Raw genomic sequence first — 14,519 nt, 5'->3', positions numbered from 1 at the left:
TTCGCAACTGAAGTGTTAAGTATTGCTGCCATTACCTGTATTAGCGACGAGCTGCAAACAGTGCATTTTACTTGTTAAACTTTTACAATACACCTCAACATAAACAGTGGCTTTAATGTTGTTGTTTACCCGTTCATTTAATTGGAGACTACAGATGAGAGCATCTGCTTTTTTTAGCCAACTACAAGAGCAAATTGAAGACGTTAAAGCGCAAGGTTTGTATAAAAGTGAGCGTATTATTACCTCGCAGCAACAAGCTCAAATAGAAGTTGCATCTGGCGATAAAGTTATTAATTTTTGTGCTAACAATTACTTAGGCTTAGCAAATAGCCCTGAGCTAATTAAAGCAGCGCAAGGTGGTTTAGATGACCATGGCTTTGGTGTTGCTTCAGTACGTTTTATTTGTGGCACGCAAGATATTCATAAAACACTTGAGCAAAAAATTAGTGCGTTTTTAGAAACCGAAGATACAATTTTATACTCGTCTTGTTTTGATGCTAACACGGGCCTATTTGAAACTATTTTAGGCGCTGAAGATGCTATTATTTCTGACTCTCTAAATCACGCATCAATTATTGATGGCGTACGCTTATGTAAAGCTAAGCGTTTTCGTTATGCTAATAACGATATGGAGGATCTTGAAAAGCAACTTATTGCAGCTGATGAAGCGGGCGCTAAAACAAAATTAATTGCCACCGATGGCGTGTTTTCGATGGATGGCGTAATTTGTAACCTTGAAGCTGTGTGTGATCTTGCCGATAAGTATGATGCATTAGTGATGGTTGATGACTCACATGCGGTAGGCTTTGTTGGCGAAAACGGTAAAGGCACGCCTGAGTACTGTAATGTGCTTGACCGTGTAGACATTATTACCGGTACGCTAGGTAAAGCGCTGGGCGGTGCATCAGGCGGTTATACATCAGGTAAAAAAGAAATTGTTGAATGGCTACGTCAGCGTTCACGCCCTTACTTATTCTCAAATTCATTAGCGCCTTCAATTGTAACTGCATCAATTAAAGTACTCGAAATGCTTGAAAATGGTGGCGAGTTACGCGCTAAACTTTGGTCAAATGCTAAATATTTCCGTGAGCAAATGGAAGCCGCTGGCTTTACGTGTGCGGGTAAAGATCATGCCATTATCCCTGTAATGCTTGGCGATGCTAAAGTTGCTTCATTAATGGCAGACAAACTACTCGCTGAAGGCATTTATGTAACCGGCTTTTCGTTCCCTGTTGTGCCAAAAGGCCAAGCGCGTATTCGTACACAAATTTCTGCTGCGCACAGTATTGAACAATTAGACACCGCAATTGCTGCCTTTACCCGTATTGGTAAAGAAATGGGCGTTATTTAATTTTTTATAAACCGAAGTATTGCTTCGGTTTTTTAGTTGAGTGTTAACTATGAAAGCTTTATCAAAATTAAAAGCCGAAACCGGCATCTGGATGACCGACGTACCCAAGCCTGAAGTAGGGCATAACGATCTACTCATTAAAATTCGTAAAACCGCGATTTGTGGCACCGACGTTCATATTTATAAATGGGATGAGTGGTCACAAAAAACCATTCCGACTCCTATGGTTGTAGGCCATGAGTACGTGGGTGAAGTGGTTGATATGGGCCAAGAAGTACGTGGCTTTGCAGTAGGTGACCGCGTATCTGGCGAGGGACATATTACGTGTGGGCATTGTCGTAACTGTCGTGCTGGTCGTGTGCATTTGTGCCGAAATACAACCGGTGTGGGCGTTAACCGCGAAGGCGCATTTGCAGAATATTTAGTTATTCCGGCCTTTAATGCGTTTAAAATTCCCGACAATATTTCTGACGAGCTTGCGTCTATTTTTGACCCATTTGGTAATGCTGTGCACACCGCTTTATCGTTTGATTTAGTGGGCGAAGATGTGCTTATTACAGGGGCAGGTCCAATTGGTATTATGGCGGCGGCCGTTGCTAAGCATGTGGGTGCTCGCCATGTTGTGATTACCGATGTTAACGAATACCGTTTAGAGCTTGCGCGTAAAATGGGCGCTACACGTGCCGTAAACGTTGCGAATGATAAACTTGAAGATGTAATGAATGAGCTAGGTATGACTGAAGGCTTTGATATTGGCCTTGAAATGTCAGGTGTGCCAAGCGCCTTTAATTCTATGTTAAATAACATGAACCATGGTGGCAAAATTGCCATGCTGGGTATTCCGCCATCAGATATGGCCGTAGATTGGAATAAAGTTATATTTAAAGGCTTAGTGATCAAAGGTATATATGGTCGCGAGATGTTCGAAACGTGGTACAAAATGGCAAGCTTGATTCAATCGGGCCTTAATTTAGACCCTATCATTACACATCAATATTCGGTAGATGACTTCCAAGCTGGCTTTGATATGATGATTTCAGGTCAATCTGGTAAAGTAATTTTAAACTGGGAATAGTTTAAAGTTTGCATACAGAGGCGGCTTAAGCCGCCTTTTTATTATATTTTTAAAAGAGATTTCAATGGCATTTAAACATATATCTATAGCACAAACGCACGAACTGCTTGATAAAGAAGATGTAGTGATTGCAGATATACGCGATCCTAACTCGTACCAAGCAGGGCATATTCCTGGCTCTGAAGCGCTTTCAAATGCCAATATCGCTCAGTTTATGATGGAAAAAGAGTTCGATCAGCCCATTATTATTGTTTGCTACCACGGCATGAGCTCACAAGGTGCGGCTAGTTATTTAGTAGAGCAGGGCTTTGAAGATGTATATAGCATGGATGGTGGCTTTACGGCTTGGGAAGCGGCTTACAGCGAGAAAGTGGAACGATGATTGAGCTAGGTAGTTTAAATAATCCTCGTGCCGCACAGGGCTTTATAGATTATTTAAAAAGCCAAGGCTTTGAAGGGCAACTGCGCAGTGCTGATGGCAGTAATGTTATTATTTGTGTTGCGGGCGAGCACTTTCATCAAGTGCAACCTTTGTGGGCTGAATTTGTACAAAACCCCAATCATGAGCGTTATCAACAAGCCTCCTGGGATGTGGGCAGTACACAATCTGGCTTAACGTATCAAGGACAGTCGCTTAATTTAGTGGCGCGCTTTAAAGCACTAAGCTGGCTAAATAAAACCGTAAGTATTGTAAGCGTTGCTATTTACTTTGCATTTTTATTGGGTGGCTTTGAGCAAATTTATACTGCTTTGCAGTTTAGCCCGAGCCAACCACTGAACTGGTTAACGCCGGCACTTGTTCATTTTAGCGCAATGCACATCGTATTTAACCTAATTTGGTGGATGTCGTTAGGTGATAATATTGAAAAGCAATGCGGCAAGCTGAGTTTAGGTGGGCTATTTGTGGTTACTGCACTTATTAGTAACTGGGCTCAGTTTTTAATTGTGGGACCTAACTTTGGTGGCTTAAGTGGCGTTGTGTATGGTTTATTGGGTTTTTGTTGGATTCACAGCTATTTAAATCCTAAGCAACCTGCGCTAGTAAGCACTGCCATTATTGGCTTTATGTTAATTTGGCTGGTACTCGGTTTTGCTGATGTGTTGTTTGTTGGTATGGCTAATTGGGCGCATTTAGGTGGGCTTTTAAGCGGCATGGCTTATGCCGTAACCGCTAATTTATTTAATGCTAAAAAAGCGTAAGCTTAGTGGTATAAATACTTAGTAAATAATACTTCACGAATAATCTCTTGGCCTGTTTCTTCTTTTAACAGGCTTTTTAATTTTTCGGCACACTTTGCTCTAATTTCTTCACGCCCAGTAAGCGACTTTATTTTTTCTTCAGGTTCTTTAGATAGTATTTCTACTAACGCATCGCGTAAAAGCGGAGTATGGTGCTCTACAATAGCAATATCTGTATTATTGCTAAGCATTAAATCTATAGTCACGCGTACATAGCCCATTTTTTTACTTGAGGCGCCTATGTAATTGGTAATAATGTCTGGCTCAAAACCAAAATAGCCCACTGTCGATTCCGCTTTTGCCGAGAAGCTAAAACAGTTTAGGATCAGTGCTAAAAAACCTGCGTATACTATTTTTTTCATCTTTAGTGTGTTTCCATTTTCTTAATACAAATAGTTTATACTTAATAGCGCCTAATAAACAGCTCCTGCAATTATTTATCGGCAGTAAAACATCACTTTTTCAAATGCTTTGGCAATGTTATCATCGTCTCGGTTTTAATTTTATTGAGCTATTGTGATTACATTTCCGCTTTCTATATCTGCCAATTGGCAATGTGCTTCTTTGGTAAATAACTTATCTGCGTTAGAGCAAGAGTGGCTATTTGAGCCACATTCATTAACCGCTAAATTAAAAAGTAATGCACAAACTTTTAGTGTAAAAGTGCTTAATGAGCAAACTTTTACTCTAAGCGATGCACAGCAACAACTACTTGGCTCAAATACAAATAAAGCACTTAATCGTGAGGTGCTTTTATTGTGTGATAATACGCCCATGGTGTATGCCCAAAGTTGGTTGCCCAGTACACAAACGCAAACAACACTGCATAATATGGGCGCACGCCCTTTAGGTGATGTTATTTTTCAGCACCCTGAACTTACCCGAAGTAATATTGAGGTAGGGCGCTTTGACTCAGAACATGCGCTGCAGTCACTTGTTAAAGAGTTGAATTTAACTACGCACCCTTTATTAGGTCGTCGTAGTGTGTTTTCTATTAATGATTATCACTTTTTAGTGTGCGAAGTATTTTTACCCGGAGCCTATTTGTACTCATGAAATTAGCCCCTTTGCAATTACAGCATAGCCCTTTTTATATTCAGCTCATGCGCATTGACAAACCTATCGGTACATTACTATTACTGTGGCCTACTTATTGGGCTTTATGGCTTGCAAACGGTGGTATGCCAAGCTTAGTTAACTTTATTGTATTTACCTTAGGCGTAATTGTTATGCGCAGTGCTGGCTGCGTTATTAACGATTTTGCAGATAGAAAAATAGACGGCTCAGTTAAGCGTACAGCAGGGCGGCCTTTGGCCACCGGACAAGTAAGTGCAGGTGAAGCACTGAGTTTATTTATATTACTGATAGCCATTGCTTTTGTATTGGTATTACTACTTAGCATCAACACTATTTTATTGTCATTTGGGGCGTTGGCACTGGCATTTTGCTACCCGTTTATGAAACGCTATACACATCTTCCGCAGGTAGTCTTAGGCGCTGCATTTGGTTGGGCGATACCTATGGCATATATGGCATCAATAGACTCATTACCGCTGCAGGCGTGGCTGTTATTTGTTGCAAATATTTGTTGGACGGTAGCGTACGATACTATGTATGCCATGGTCGATAGAGATGACGATGTAAAAATAGGGGTTAAATCTACTGCTATTTTATTTGGTAAATACGACCGCCATATTATATTTTTGTTAAACGCTAATTTTATAGCGTTGTTGGCGCTTATTGGCTTAATTAACCAGCTAGGCTTGGCGTTTGTTGCAGGTTTATGTACTGCCGCTGGGTTACTTATTTATCAGCAAGTGCTTATTCATAAACGTGCACGTGATGCATGTTTTAAAGCGTTTTTAAATAATCACTATGTGGGGTTAGCTATTTTTGTTGGCTTGTTCTTGTCATTTGTATTTGCGCGTTAATTTCATCTCAACGCTATTAATTTAACCTCAGCATAGCCACTAGTTGTTGTGGCTATGTTGGTTTTATCGTGGCGGGTCAATTACTCCACTTATTGAGGCGTTTTTTCTAAACCAGCCAGCAATAGAGTAGCGCTCATTAATGGCAGGTAACACCTCGTGTGCAAAACGCTCGCTTTCAAACATAACGAGTGTCCCCGCGGTGGGTTTAATTATTATCTCTACTTGCTTACTTTTTGGCTTGTAAATAACAAGCTCGCCGCCTTGCTCGGGCGTATTTAAATAAAGGATTGTTGTAAATACGCGGTTAGATCGCCCTTTAAATGCATCGAAATGCTTTTTATAAAAGTCGCCTTGGGTGTATTTAGCGTAGTGGCACTCATAATCAAATAAGCCCATAAAAAACTGCCGATTAAGTGTGGTTTTTATACTTTCCATTGTTGCTTGATAAGTTAGCTGTGCTTGTGAGCTGCCATCAAACCAATAGGTTTTATCTTTACGAATGGTTTTATCTATTTGTAAGTCATTAAAACGGCCAATACCTGCAGCGCTAAAATGCGGGTTAATACGGTGGCAATCGGTGATTAAACTCTCTACTAGCTCGCTAATAAGTGCGTTAGGTATAACAACATAACCATGGGTTTCTATTGCATCTAAATAAACATCAGAACTAAAAAGTGTGTTCATTTATGTCTGTTGATTAAAAAAGGTGCGACAGTGTAGCCTAAAAAAATTTAATAGCTAGTGGTTTGTGCTCCGCTATTTAAGCAAATAAAAACCTAACGCGTAAGCATAAAAACTAAAAGGGCTTTTTAGGTTAAGCTGCTGTGCTGCAGGTTTTGGTAACAAGAAGAGTAAATCAGTAAGGGCTATCTAAATTGGTTGCCCTTAAAAGGTTTAAGGGCAATGCGGTATGCTATTTTTATCTTGGCTTAAGTAATAGTCGTAGATGCTTTTTTGATAAGAGATAATAAATGGTCAATGTGTTCGCCAACTGCTGCTTGTTGGCTTGTTTGTATAACAAGTTGTTCGTGACTTAAGTCTTTATTTGTTTTTAGCTGTACAAGCTCTGTGTGCTCTGCAAGAGTGCTCGCGTGTTCAATACTTGCAATAGCAAAGTGATCTGATTTAACCAGCCCTGACATTACTTGCTCAATGCTGCCTACCTTAATGCTAGCCGATTTGTTGAGCATATCGATGGCTTCGTTAAGCATGCTTTGTACTTGTTTAGACTGAGAAAAACAGCCGTACATAGGGTAGCTATCTAAATCGTGTTTGCTGATATCGCTTTTATTTGCTAACGGATGATGTTTAGAAACAAACAATACCAGTTGGTCTGGCAGGTGTATGTCGCTGCCGATGCTGTTAATTGCCTGCGAATAAACACTGATATCAATCTCGCCCTCTTGCAGTTTGCGTGCAAGTTCGTGCTGCTCTTGCAATTGCATTTCTATTTTAACATGGGGGTATTGTGCTAAAAATTGCCCGCATGAGATAGGTACTACACTGCTGGCTTTGTTGGTATAGCCGATGACTAACTTTTCGTCAGTATTGCCGTTAACCGATTGAGAAATTCGTTTTTTTGTATGCTCAAGTTCGGCAAGGGTGTTTTTGGCGTAATCAAGAAATAGCTCGCCTTCGGGTGTTAACTTTACTGAACGTGTTGAGCGTTTCACCAGTTCGTACCCCATTTCGTCTTCTAGGGTTTGAATGCTGCGCGTTAGCGCTGATGTACTAATTTGAGTTTGTTCGGCTGCTTGTCTGAAGTGGCGTAACACACCAAGCGCTACAAATTGTTCTAACTGTTCAAATCTCACTTTATAGTCCCTTTTTATAAGTAAGTCGCGTGTGCCGCGAACATCAATAATATTAGATTCGAGCTTTCAAAAAGCGAAGCCTAATATGTAACTGTGTTTGCAAATTTATGACATATTTGCCTCAGCATATCCCTCTTTTAGTATTATTTAAAGAGAAGACGCATTTAAAAGTATTACCAATTAGGCTTATTTATAGTGATTTATTACTCTATTTAAAACTAAGCTATGTTAGCAAGTAAGACTAAATACAATGACTTAGGTGCTTTGATGCTTTTAAAAGTAATACTTTAGACATAATTTAGCATTAATTAATAAAAAAGTATGCCAGAAAAAAGGCTATAGGAGAGTCCTACGTAGTGATTTGTAATGAAGTGAGGCATAAACGCTTATAGTTTTAGGTTATGCCATCGCTTTATTATTGTTTAAGATTTTAGAAAAATAAGCCGCTAAGGCTTATTACTTTTGTTAGTAAAGTTTTTAGTAATGCGGTTACTTAAGGGTTTGTCTTCAATACTTTGTAGCTCTATTTCTATGGCGTCGCACGAAATATGAATTTCAAATAACGATGTTAATAACGAAAGGCTTAAGCACGCTAAGCTCACCCCAAACAAAATAATGCCTGTGGTATTAAATTCTATAAATAAGGCAAACATTGATAGCGTACACAATAAAAAAGACGCCACACCATACACTTGCATGGTACGTATTAGCTTAATGCGCTTTCTTAAGTTTGTTATTTGAGCCACAACAACGGGGCGAATAGATTCACCTTCTCGTGAATTTAATTCTCGGATTAATTGCGCTAGTACTAAAAAGCGGTTTGTGTAAGCAAGCAGCAACAGTGAGATTGCTGGAAAAAGTAAACCTGGGGTAGTAAGTGTCATTGTTTTATCCTAAAAAGTTACCTGCTATACACTTTAGTAGAGTATCGTAGGATATTGTAAACACAAAATAATTGAGGTGATAATTGCAAAATATTAATACTCATAGTACTCAGCAAGCTTTTCAGTGGGTAACGCTCTACAAAGCAGATAACACATTAGAGGCAAATATAATCAAAGGGCTGTTATTAAGCGCGGGAATTGAGTGCCAAATTCAAGGTGAAATGCTTCAAGGCGCCTTAGGCGAAATCCCCTTTGAACAAACCCAAGTAAGTGTGCAGGTTTATTCGATAAAAGAGCGCCACGCGCGCGAAATATTGGTAAACTACCAACAAGTAAAACAATCCGCTCCAGATTGGGTATGCCCTAACTGTAATGAGCATAATGGATCAACATTTGATTTTTGTTGGTCATGTGAGACGTTAAGAAATGACAAAAGCGAATAACTTTCAGCGTATTAGAGAGCTAAACTACTTACAAAAAGCGGTGTTAGCAAGTGCTTTAATTGAGCGTATGTTACCTAATTATGGTTTATTTAGTGAAGCCACCGGTTTTGGTGATGAAGCCTTATTACGCAGTGCGTTAAATGTTTGCTGGGAAAAAATATTACTACCAAAAAGTAAAATAGATCTCGAAAAACAAGTAGAAAAAATTGAGCCAAATGTACCTGAACTTGCCGACTTTGATATGTTTGGCACTTACCCCGCAATAGACGCTGCAACCTCGCTTTTGAGCCTAATGCACGGCTTGATGGGGCAAGACGAGCAAGAATTTATAAGTGTTAGTAAAATATCGCAAGCAACGGTGGCGCGTTTTATTGAATACCAAATGACGGTTGAAGGTGAAGTGGCTGACAATAAAGCCGTACGAGAACACCCATTAATGCAATACGAAATTGAAGTTTTGAGTGAGCTAATCGACTTTGTAGAAAATATGGGCCGCGTGACTTCTGAAAACGTTAAGGCACTTAAAAAGCAGGCCGTTGCAGATGGACAAACCAATATTGGTTTAGCGTTATAGTTGTAATTATTAACTGTGGTTAATTAATCGCTCTCTAGCAATTTTAGCGTTTATTACGTTGAACTTAGTAAAAACCTTAGCTAGAGAATGATAAAATAGTTTTAAATATGTGTGTAAATCTCTTAACCACAATGCAGGTTAAGCAGTAAATAAAGGCAGGAGAAGTAAAGTGCGAATTTTAGGCATTGAGTCATCGTGTGATGAAACCGGTATTGCAATTTACGATGATGAAAAAGGCTTATTGGCTCACCAGTTATACAGCCAAGTAAAAGTACATGCAGATTATGGCGGTGTTGTACCTGAGCTTGCATCGCGCGATCATGTTCGTAAAACCCTGCCACTTATTGACGCTGCGTTTGCTCAAGCCGGTTGTGGCCCTGAAGATTTAGATGGCATTGCATACACCGCAGGCCCTGGTTTAGTCGGGGCGTTACTGGTAGGTACCTCTATTGGCCGCTCTTTAGCCTATGGTTGGGATATTCCAGCTGTTGCCGTGCATCATATGGAAGGGCATTTACTTGCTCCTATGCTTGAAGAAAACGTGCCTGAGTTTCCCTTTATTGCTCTGCTCGTGTCGGGCGGCCATACCATGATGGTAAAAGTAGCCGGTATAGGCCAGTACGAAGTATTGGGTGAATCTGTTGATGATGCCGCAGGTGAAGCATTTGATAAAACAGCTAAACTGCTAGGGCTTGATTACCCAGGCGGCCCTCGACTAGCTAAAATGGCTGAGCAAGGTGTTGCAAAACGGTTTGTTTTTCCACGCCCTATGACGGATAAGCCAGGCCTTGATTTTAGCTTTAGTGGCTTAAAAACAGCAGCTTCTATAGCGATTCGCGAAAATGATGATGACGCACAAACCAAAGCAGATATCGCCCATGCGTTTCAAACAGCAGTGATTGATACATTGGTTATTAAGTGTAAGCGTGCTCTAAAACAAACTGGGATAAAACGTTTAGTGATTGCCGGCGGAGTAAGTGCAAATACACAGCTGCGCTTACAGCTTGAGCGTGTTATGCAAGGGATGAAAGGACAGGTTTACTACCCACGTACTGAGTTTTGTACTGATAATGGCGCAATGATTGCCTACGCTGGTATGCAGCGCTTAAAAGCAGGCCAGTTCGCCACACTCGACATGAAAACCAAACCGCGTTGGCCAATAGACAGCTTAGAAGCGATTTAGCATCAATAATTATTGATTTTTTTCATTAGTGGGTGCTTTTTTGGCGCCCACTTTTGGTTCTTCACCTTTAAAAAGGCGCATAATATTAGTGCGATGACGAAATATAATTAGCACGGTAATAAAGGTTACCGGTAGGGTGTAAAGCGGTTTAATCAACCACGTATACAGTGGAGCAAGCGACACCGTGACCAAAGCGCCTAATGAAGAAAAGCGCGTAATAGCTACCACAATAATCCAGGTACTTATTAACAGACCCGCCAACGATAAACCAATCGGCAATAAAGAGCCAAATGCAGTAGCTACCGCCTTTCCGCCTTTAAAGCTAAAAAATAGTGGGTACATATGCCCTAAGCACGCGGCAACGGCGACCAAACCAAGCGCTAAAGGCGTTAGATCTAAAAAATAAGCCCCCCATACGGGGATGGTGCCTTTTAAAATATCAAACACTAATACTAAGCACGCAGGAAATGCTCCACCTAAACGATACACATTGGTGGCACCTGGGTTATTTGAACCGCTGCTGCGAGGGTCTGGCAGTTTGAATAGCCGAGACACTAATATAGCCGATGAAATCGACCCTAATAAGTAGGCTAAAACAAACAGTAAAATGGCTAACACAAAGTCCCTTATTTTTTAATTGCTATACCCATCGATAGCACTTTTACGCTATTATTGGCGGCACAATTTATCGTGAAAATTATTAACTGCTGTATTTTGCAGTTAATCTAGCTATTTGGCTATTGTAGAAGTAATTTTTACATATTTAAACACTGCTTAAAGCATATACAGTATTAATTTAATCAATGCATTGTATGCTTAGAGAGTGTTTATAGTTATTTGGAGTATCAATGGATAAGGTTTTTATATCTCAACTACACGTCGACACAATTATTGGAGTGTACGACTTTGAAAAAGAAAGTAAACAAAGCCTTTATTTTGATATTGAAATGCTCAGCGATATAAAGCCTGCAGCAGCAAATGATGACATTAATTTAGCACTCGATTATGCAAAAGTAAGCGAGCGAGTGATTGAGCACACTACGGCTAAGCCGGTTGAGTTACTTGAAACCTTAGTAGAGCAACTAGCAACTATTATATTAACCGAATTTAATACACCACAAGTAACAATTAGAGTGAGCAAACCGGCCGCTGTAGCGCAAGCAAACACCGTAGGTGTAGAAATAACACGCACAAAGGCTATGAGCTAAATGGCGCAAATTTATATCAGCTTAGGCTCAAATATAAATAAAGCGCATTATATTCGCTGTGCGCTTGATGCACTTGAGCACCACTTTACAGATATTGTGCATTCATCTGTTTTTGAAAGCGAAGCAGTAGGGTTTAAAGGTAATAACTTTTATAACTCGGTGGTGGCTGCTACCACATCAATGCCGCTTGAGCGTGTATGTAAGTTATTAAAACAAATAGAGCGAGATAACGGGCGTAAAGCGGATGATAAAAAATTTAGCCCCCGTACATTAGATTTAGATCTGCTCTTTTACGATGACGTTATTTGCGACTCGCCAGCACAATTACCTCGCGATGAAATTACCAAAAACGCTTTTGTACTTCAGCCTCTTTGTGAAGTCGCCCCCAATTTTTATCACCCCGTTGCTAAGCAAACCATTTCTGCGCTATGGAGTGCTTATAACAACCCTCAACAAAAACTATGGAAGGTGGAGTTTTCTTACCCATGAGTATTTTAGAAATAATTATTTTAGCCCTGATACAAGGATTTACTGAGTTTTTACCTATTTCGAGCTCAGCTCACTTAATTTTACCTTCGCAAATTTTGGGATGGGAAGACCAAGGCCTTGCTTTTGATGTGGCTGTGCATGTTGGTACGTTAATAGCGGTTGTTATTTATTTTCGTAAAGAAGTGGCTGATATTCTTAGCGCCTGGTTTAAATCGTTTGGCGCCCAAGGCACCACCGACGACAGTAAACTTGGCTGGTGGATTATATTGGGCACTGTACCTGCTGCGTTATTAGGCTTATTGCTAAAAGACGTTGTTGAGCTGTACCTGCGCAGTGCGTGGGTTATAGCAGCTACGACTATTATTTTTGGTTTATTACTTTGGTACGCCGACGCCAAAGGTAAGCAAATGAAAACAATTTATCAGCTTAACTGGAAAACAGCGCTGCTTATTGGCTTTGCTCAAGCGGTGGCTATGATCCCAGGTACCTCTCGCTCTGGCATTACCATGACAGCGGGTTTACTGCTGGGCATGAACAAACAAAGCGCAGCGCGTTTTTCATTTTTACTCGCTATACCTATTATTTCTATGATGGGCCTTTACTACACGATAGAGCTGGCTTTAGGCGATCATGTGGTTGATTGGAGCACATTAATTTTAGGAGTAGTCCTTTCGTTTTTATCGGCGTACGCCTGTATATTCATGTTTTTAAAAGTGATAGAACGAATGGGTATGCTGCCGTTTGTAATTTACAGACTTTTACTTGGCGTAGGCTTAATTGTATTTTTAACGCTGTAATTTAGCTTATTGTCAGCAAGCCCTCTTACTTAGGTAAGAGGGCTTTTTTATTTTATTAACGCTGTTTTAGCATCAGTGAATTGACGAGACGTGCATAGTCACGAAGCCTAAAATTTGGCATTATAGCGCCATTAAACTTCACAGACGTGCGAAGTACGAAAGGATTTAAAAAGTTATGCATATTCATATATTAGGCATTTGCGGCACCTTTATGGGCGGTATAGCGGCTATTGCTAAATCGCTTGGCCATAAAGTAACCGGCTCTGATCAAAATGTTTACCCGCCGATGAGCACTCAACTTGAGCAGCTGGGCATTGAGCTAACCCAAGGTTACGACGTAAAACAGTTAGAGCCAAAGCCAGACATGGTGGTTATTGGTAATGCCATGAGCCGAGGCAACCCCTGTGTAGAGTATGTGTTAGATAAGGGCTTGCCGTATACATCGGGTCCAGAGTGGCTTAAACATAACCTATTGCAAAATGCTTGGGTGCTTGCGGTGGCAGGCACACATGGAAAAACAACCACAGCAAGCATGCTGGCGTGGATTTTAGAGTATGCAGGTTTAAAACCCGGGTTTTTAATTGGTGGTATAGTTCAAAACTTTGGTGTGTCAGCCAAAGTGGGCGAAACCCCATTTTTTGTAATAGAAGCGGATGAATACGATACCGCTTTTTTTGATAAGCGCAGTAAATTTGTGCATTACTTACCACGTACGCTCATTTTAAATAACCTTGAGTTTGACCACGCCGATATTTTTGACGATTTAAACGCAATAAAAAAACAATTTCATCACTTAATGCGTACATTACCTCATACTGGCAAGGTAATTTGGCCAAAAGACGATGTCGCACTTGATGATGTTATTAAGCAAGGGCTCTGGAGCGAAAGCGAAACCCTAAATGGTGATTGGCATTATAACTTGTTAAGCGCTGATGGCAGCCAATTTAATGTGCTTTTAAACAATGAACTTCAAGGCACAGTTCATTGGCAGGCTATAGGCGAGCATAATGTTAAAAATGCCATTATGGCTATCGCGGCGGCGCGCCACGTAGGTATAGCCGTTGAGCATAGCATTGCAGCGCTTGAAGAGTTTATTAGCCCTAAACGGCGTATGGAGCTTAAAGCCGACATAAATAACATTAAGGTGTACGACGATTTTGCGCACCACCCAACAGCCATAAAAACTACGCTTGCGGGGTTACGAGCAAAAGTGGGTGATGAAAAAATTATTGCTATTTTAGAGCCTCGCTCAAACACCATGAAGATGGGTGTACATCAAAATACGCTACTTGCTTCGTTAAGTGATGCCGATGACGTGCTGTTATTTGAGCCCGATAACCTAAATTGGTCTCTTAAAGCGCAAGCCGATAATGCCGGTATGCAGTGTTTTAATAGTACGCAAATGATTATTGACACTGTGCTTGAAAATATCATGCCAAATCAGCACATATTAATTATGAGCAATGGCGGTTTTAATGGCTTACATCAACACTTAGTTGATGGTTTAGCTAAAAAATACAGCGGAGAATAA

The 14,519-nt window shown here is 40.4% G+C and carries 18 protein-coding genes; 13 read left to right on the top strand and 5 right to left on the bottom strand.

Going from position 1 to position 14,519, the window contains the following annotated elements; genetic code table 11:
* The first annotated feature begins 154 nt into the window (after positions 1–154).
* From CWB60_RS16040 to glpG, 4 genes are all read left to right on the top strand, one after another.
* The gene (locus tag CWB60_RS16040) at positions 155–1,351 is read left to right on the top strand and encodes a glycine C-acetyltransferase (RefSeq protein WP_024034359.1); all 1,197 of its coding nucleotides are present in this window, start codon (positions 155–157) and stop codon (positions 1,349–1,351) included.
* A gap of 49 nt (positions 1,352–1,400) precedes the next feature.
* Positions 1,401–2,426: an L-threonine 3-dehydrogenase gene (tdh, locus tag CWB60_RS16035; RefSeq protein ID WP_004588559.1), complete on the top strand. Its 1,026-nt coding sequence runs from the start codon at positions 1,401–1,403 to the stop codon at positions 2,424–2,426.
* A 64-nt stretch (positions 2,427–2,490) separates the two neighbouring features.
* On the top strand, positions 2,491–2,808 hold the full coding sequence (glpE, locus tag CWB60_RS16030; RefSeq protein WP_004588558.1) for a thiosulfate sulfurtransferase GlpE: 318 nt from the start codon (positions 2,491–2,493) through the stop codon (positions 2,806–2,808).
* Complete coding sequence (glpG, locus tag CWB60_RS16025; protein ID WP_138578369.1) at positions 2,805–3,626, top strand: rhomboid family intramembrane serine protease GlpG; 822 nt, start codon at positions 2,805–2,807, stop codon at positions 3,624–3,626. Before glpE ends, glpG begins: the two co-directional genes overlap by 4 nt.
* 2 nt (positions 3,627–3,628) lie before the next feature.
* Here the strand turns inward: glpG and CWB60_RS16020 are convergent, their stop codons facing one another.
* Positions 3,629–4,027, bottom strand: a complete 399-nt coding sequence (locus CWB60_RS16020) for a flagellar basal body-associated protein FliL (protein ID WP_138578367.1) — start codon at positions 4,025–4,027, stop codon at positions 3,629–3,631.
* A 154-nt stretch (positions 4,028–4,181) separates the two neighbouring features.
* On the opposite strand from CWB60_RS16020, the gene CWB60_RS16015 reads away from it, so the two are divergent.
* Positions 4,182–4,721 (top strand): chorismate--pyruvate lyase family protein, encoded by a 540-nt coding sequence (locus CWB60_RS16015; protein ID WP_004588555.1) that lies wholly within the window; start codon positions 4,182–4,184, stop codon positions 4,719–4,721.
* The gene (ubiA, locus tag CWB60_RS16010) at positions 4,718–5,596 is read left to right on the top strand and encodes a 4-hydroxybenzoate octaprenyltransferase (RefSeq protein WP_138578365.1); all 879 of its coding nucleotides are present in this window, start codon (positions 4,718–4,720) and stop codon (positions 5,594–5,596) included. The genes CWB60_RS16015 and ubiA overlap by 4 nt, the downstream gene beginning before the upstream one ends.
* A gap of 63 nt (positions 5,597–5,659) precedes the next feature.
* On the opposite strand, the gene CWB60_RS16005 is transcribed toward ubiA, so the two are convergent.
* The 3 genes from CWB60_RS16005 to CWB60_RS15995 all read right to left on the bottom strand — a co-directional run bounded on the left by CWB60_RS16005 (position 5,660) and on the right by CWB60_RS15995 (position 8,294).
* On the bottom strand, positions 5,660–6,280 hold the full coding sequence (locus CWB60_RS16005; RefSeq protein WP_138578363.1) for a 2OG-Fe(II) oxygenase: 621 nt from the start codon (positions 6,278–6,280) through the stop codon (positions 5,660–5,662).
* A 245-nt stretch (positions 6,281–6,525) separates the two neighbouring features.
* Entirely contained in the window at positions 6,526–7,410 is an 885-nt protein-coding gene (locus CWB60_RS16000; protein ID WP_004588552.1) for a LysR family transcriptional regulator, read from the bottom strand.
* Between the two features lie 446 nt (positions 7,411–7,856).
* Positions 7,857–8,294: a DUF2721 domain-containing protein gene (locus CWB60_RS15995; RefSeq protein WP_096740037.1), complete on the bottom strand. Its 438-nt coding sequence runs from the start codon at positions 8,292–8,294 to the stop codon at positions 7,857–7,859.
* 83 nt (positions 8,295–8,377) lie between these two features.
* On the opposite strand from CWB60_RS15995, the gene CWB60_RS15990 reads away from it, so the two are divergent.
* From CWB60_RS15990 to tsaD, 3 genes are all read left to right on the top strand, one after another.
* Positions 8,378–8,737 (top strand): putative signal transducing protein, encoded by a 360-nt coding sequence (locus tag CWB60_RS15990; RefSeq protein WP_024034351.1) that lies wholly within the window; start codon positions 8,378–8,380, stop codon positions 8,735–8,737.
* A complete protein-coding gene (locus CWB60_RS15985; protein WP_004588549.1) occupies positions 8,721–9,311 on the top strand; it encodes a YjaG family protein in 591 nt (196 codons plus the stop codon). The genes CWB60_RS15990 and CWB60_RS15985 overlap by 17 nt, the downstream gene beginning before the upstream one ends.
* Positions 9,312–9,480: 169 nt before the next feature.
* Complete coding sequence (gene tsaD / locus CWB60_RS15980; protein ID WP_054983164.1) at positions 9,481–10,494, top strand: tRNA (adenosine(37)-N6)-threonylcarbamoyltransferase complex transferase subunit TsaD; 1,014 nt, start codon at positions 9,481–9,483, stop codon at positions 10,492–10,494.
* A 9-nt stretch (positions 10,495–10,503) separates the two neighbouring features.
* Here tsaD and plsY read toward each other — a convergent pair whose 3' ends face one another.
* The gene (gene plsY, locus CWB60_RS15975) at positions 10,504–11,112 is read right to left on the bottom strand and encodes a glycerol-3-phosphate 1-O-acyltransferase PlsY (protein ID WP_138578361.1); all 609 of its coding nucleotides are present in this window, start codon (positions 11,110–11,112) and stop codon (positions 10,504–10,506) included.
* 230 nt (positions 11,113–11,342) lie between these two features.
* Here plsY and folB point away from each other — a divergent pair, with 230 nt between their 5' ends.
* The 4 genes from folB (at position 11,343) to mpl (ending at position 14,519) form a co-directional block, all read left to right on the top strand.
* Positions 11,343–11,702, top strand: a complete 360-nt coding sequence (gene folB / locus CWB60_RS15970; protein ID WP_004588546.1) for a dihydroneopterin aldolase — start codon at positions 11,343–11,345, stop codon at positions 11,700–11,702.
* A complete protein-coding gene (gene folK / locus CWB60_RS15965; RefSeq protein WP_138578359.1) occupies positions 11,703–12,191 on the top strand; it encodes a 2-amino-4-hydroxy-6-hydroxymethyldihydropteridine diphosphokinase in 489 nt (162 codons plus the stop codon).
* Entirely contained in the window at positions 12,188–12,988 is an 801-nt protein-coding gene (locus CWB60_RS15960) for an undecaprenyl-diphosphate phosphatase (protein ID WP_004588544.1), read from the top strand. Before folK ends, CWB60_RS15960 begins: the two co-directional genes overlap by 4 nt.
* Before the next feature lie 175 nt (positions 12,989–13,163).
* Positions 13,164–14,519 carry a UDP-N-acetylmuramate:L-alanyl-gamma-D-glutamyl-meso-diaminopimelate ligase gene (gene mpl, locus CWB60_RS15955; RefSeq protein WP_138578357.1) on the top strand — a complete coding sequence of 452 codons (1,356 nt, stop codon included), beginning with the start codon at positions 13,164–13,166 and terminating at the stop codon, positions 14,517–14,519.

The organism is Pseudoalteromonas sp. S327 (genome assembly GCF_005886415.1).
GTDB lineage: Bacteria > Pseudomonadota > Gammaproteobacteria > Enterobacterales > Alteromonadaceae > Pseudoalteromonas > Pseudoalteromonas atlantica.
Note: the sequence above shows the minus strand (reverse complement) of the source record. Positions and strands in the feature narration are given on the sequence as shown.

What these genes read in the sequence shown, in the direction of transcription:
- CWB60_RS16040 (WP_024034359.1), top strand. Translation starts at nt 155, where the DNA reads ATGAGAGCATCTGCTTTTTTTAGCCAACTACAAGAGCAAATTGAAGAC.
- tdh (WP_004588559.1), top strand. Translation starts at nt 1,401, where the DNA reads ATGAAAGCTTTATCAAAATTAAAAGCCGAAACCGGCATCTGGATGACC.
- glpE (WP_004588558.1), top strand. Translation starts at nt 2,491, where the DNA reads ATGGCATTTAAACATATATCTATAGCACAAACGCACGAACTGCTTGAT.
- glpG (WP_138578369.1), top strand. Translation starts at nt 2,805, where the DNA reads ATGATTGAGCTAGGTAGTTTAAATAATCCTCGTGCCGCACAGGGCTTT.
- CWB60_RS16020 (WP_138578367.1), bottom strand. Translation starts at nt 4,027, where the DNA reads ATGAAAAAAATAGTATACGCAGGTTTTTTAGCACTGATCCTAAACTGT.
- ubiA (WP_138578365.1), top strand. Translation starts at nt 4,718, where the DNA reads ATGAAATTAGCCCCTTTGCAATTACAGCATAGCCCTTTTTATATTCAG.
- CWB60_RS16005 (WP_138578363.1), bottom strand. Translation starts at nt 6,280, where the DNA reads ATGAACACACTTTTTAGTTCTGATGTTTATTTAGATGCAATAGAAACC.
- CWB60_RS15995 (WP_096740037.1), bottom strand. Translation starts at nt 8,294, where the DNA reads ATGACACTTACTACCCCAGGTTTACTTTTTCCAGCAATCTCACTGTTG.
- CWB60_RS15985 (WP_004588549.1), top strand. Translation starts at nt 8,721, where the DNA reads ATGACAAAAGCGAATAACTTTCAGCGTATTAGAGAGCTAAACTACTTA.
- folB (WP_004588546.1), top strand. Translation starts at nt 11,343, where the DNA reads ATGGATAAGGTTTTTATATCTCAACTACACGTCGACACAATTATTGGA.
- folK (WP_138578359.1), top strand. Translation starts at nt 11,703, where the DNA reads ATGGCGCAAATTTATATCAGCTTAGGCTCAAATATAAATAAAGCGCAT.
- CWB60_RS15960 (WP_004588544.1), top strand. Translation starts at nt 12,188, where the DNA reads ATGAGTATTTTAGAAATAATTATTTTAGCCCTGATACAAGGATTTACT.
- mpl (WP_138578357.1), top strand. Translation starts at nt 13,164, where the DNA reads ATGCATATTCATATATTAGGCATTTGCGGCACCTTTATGGGCGGTATA.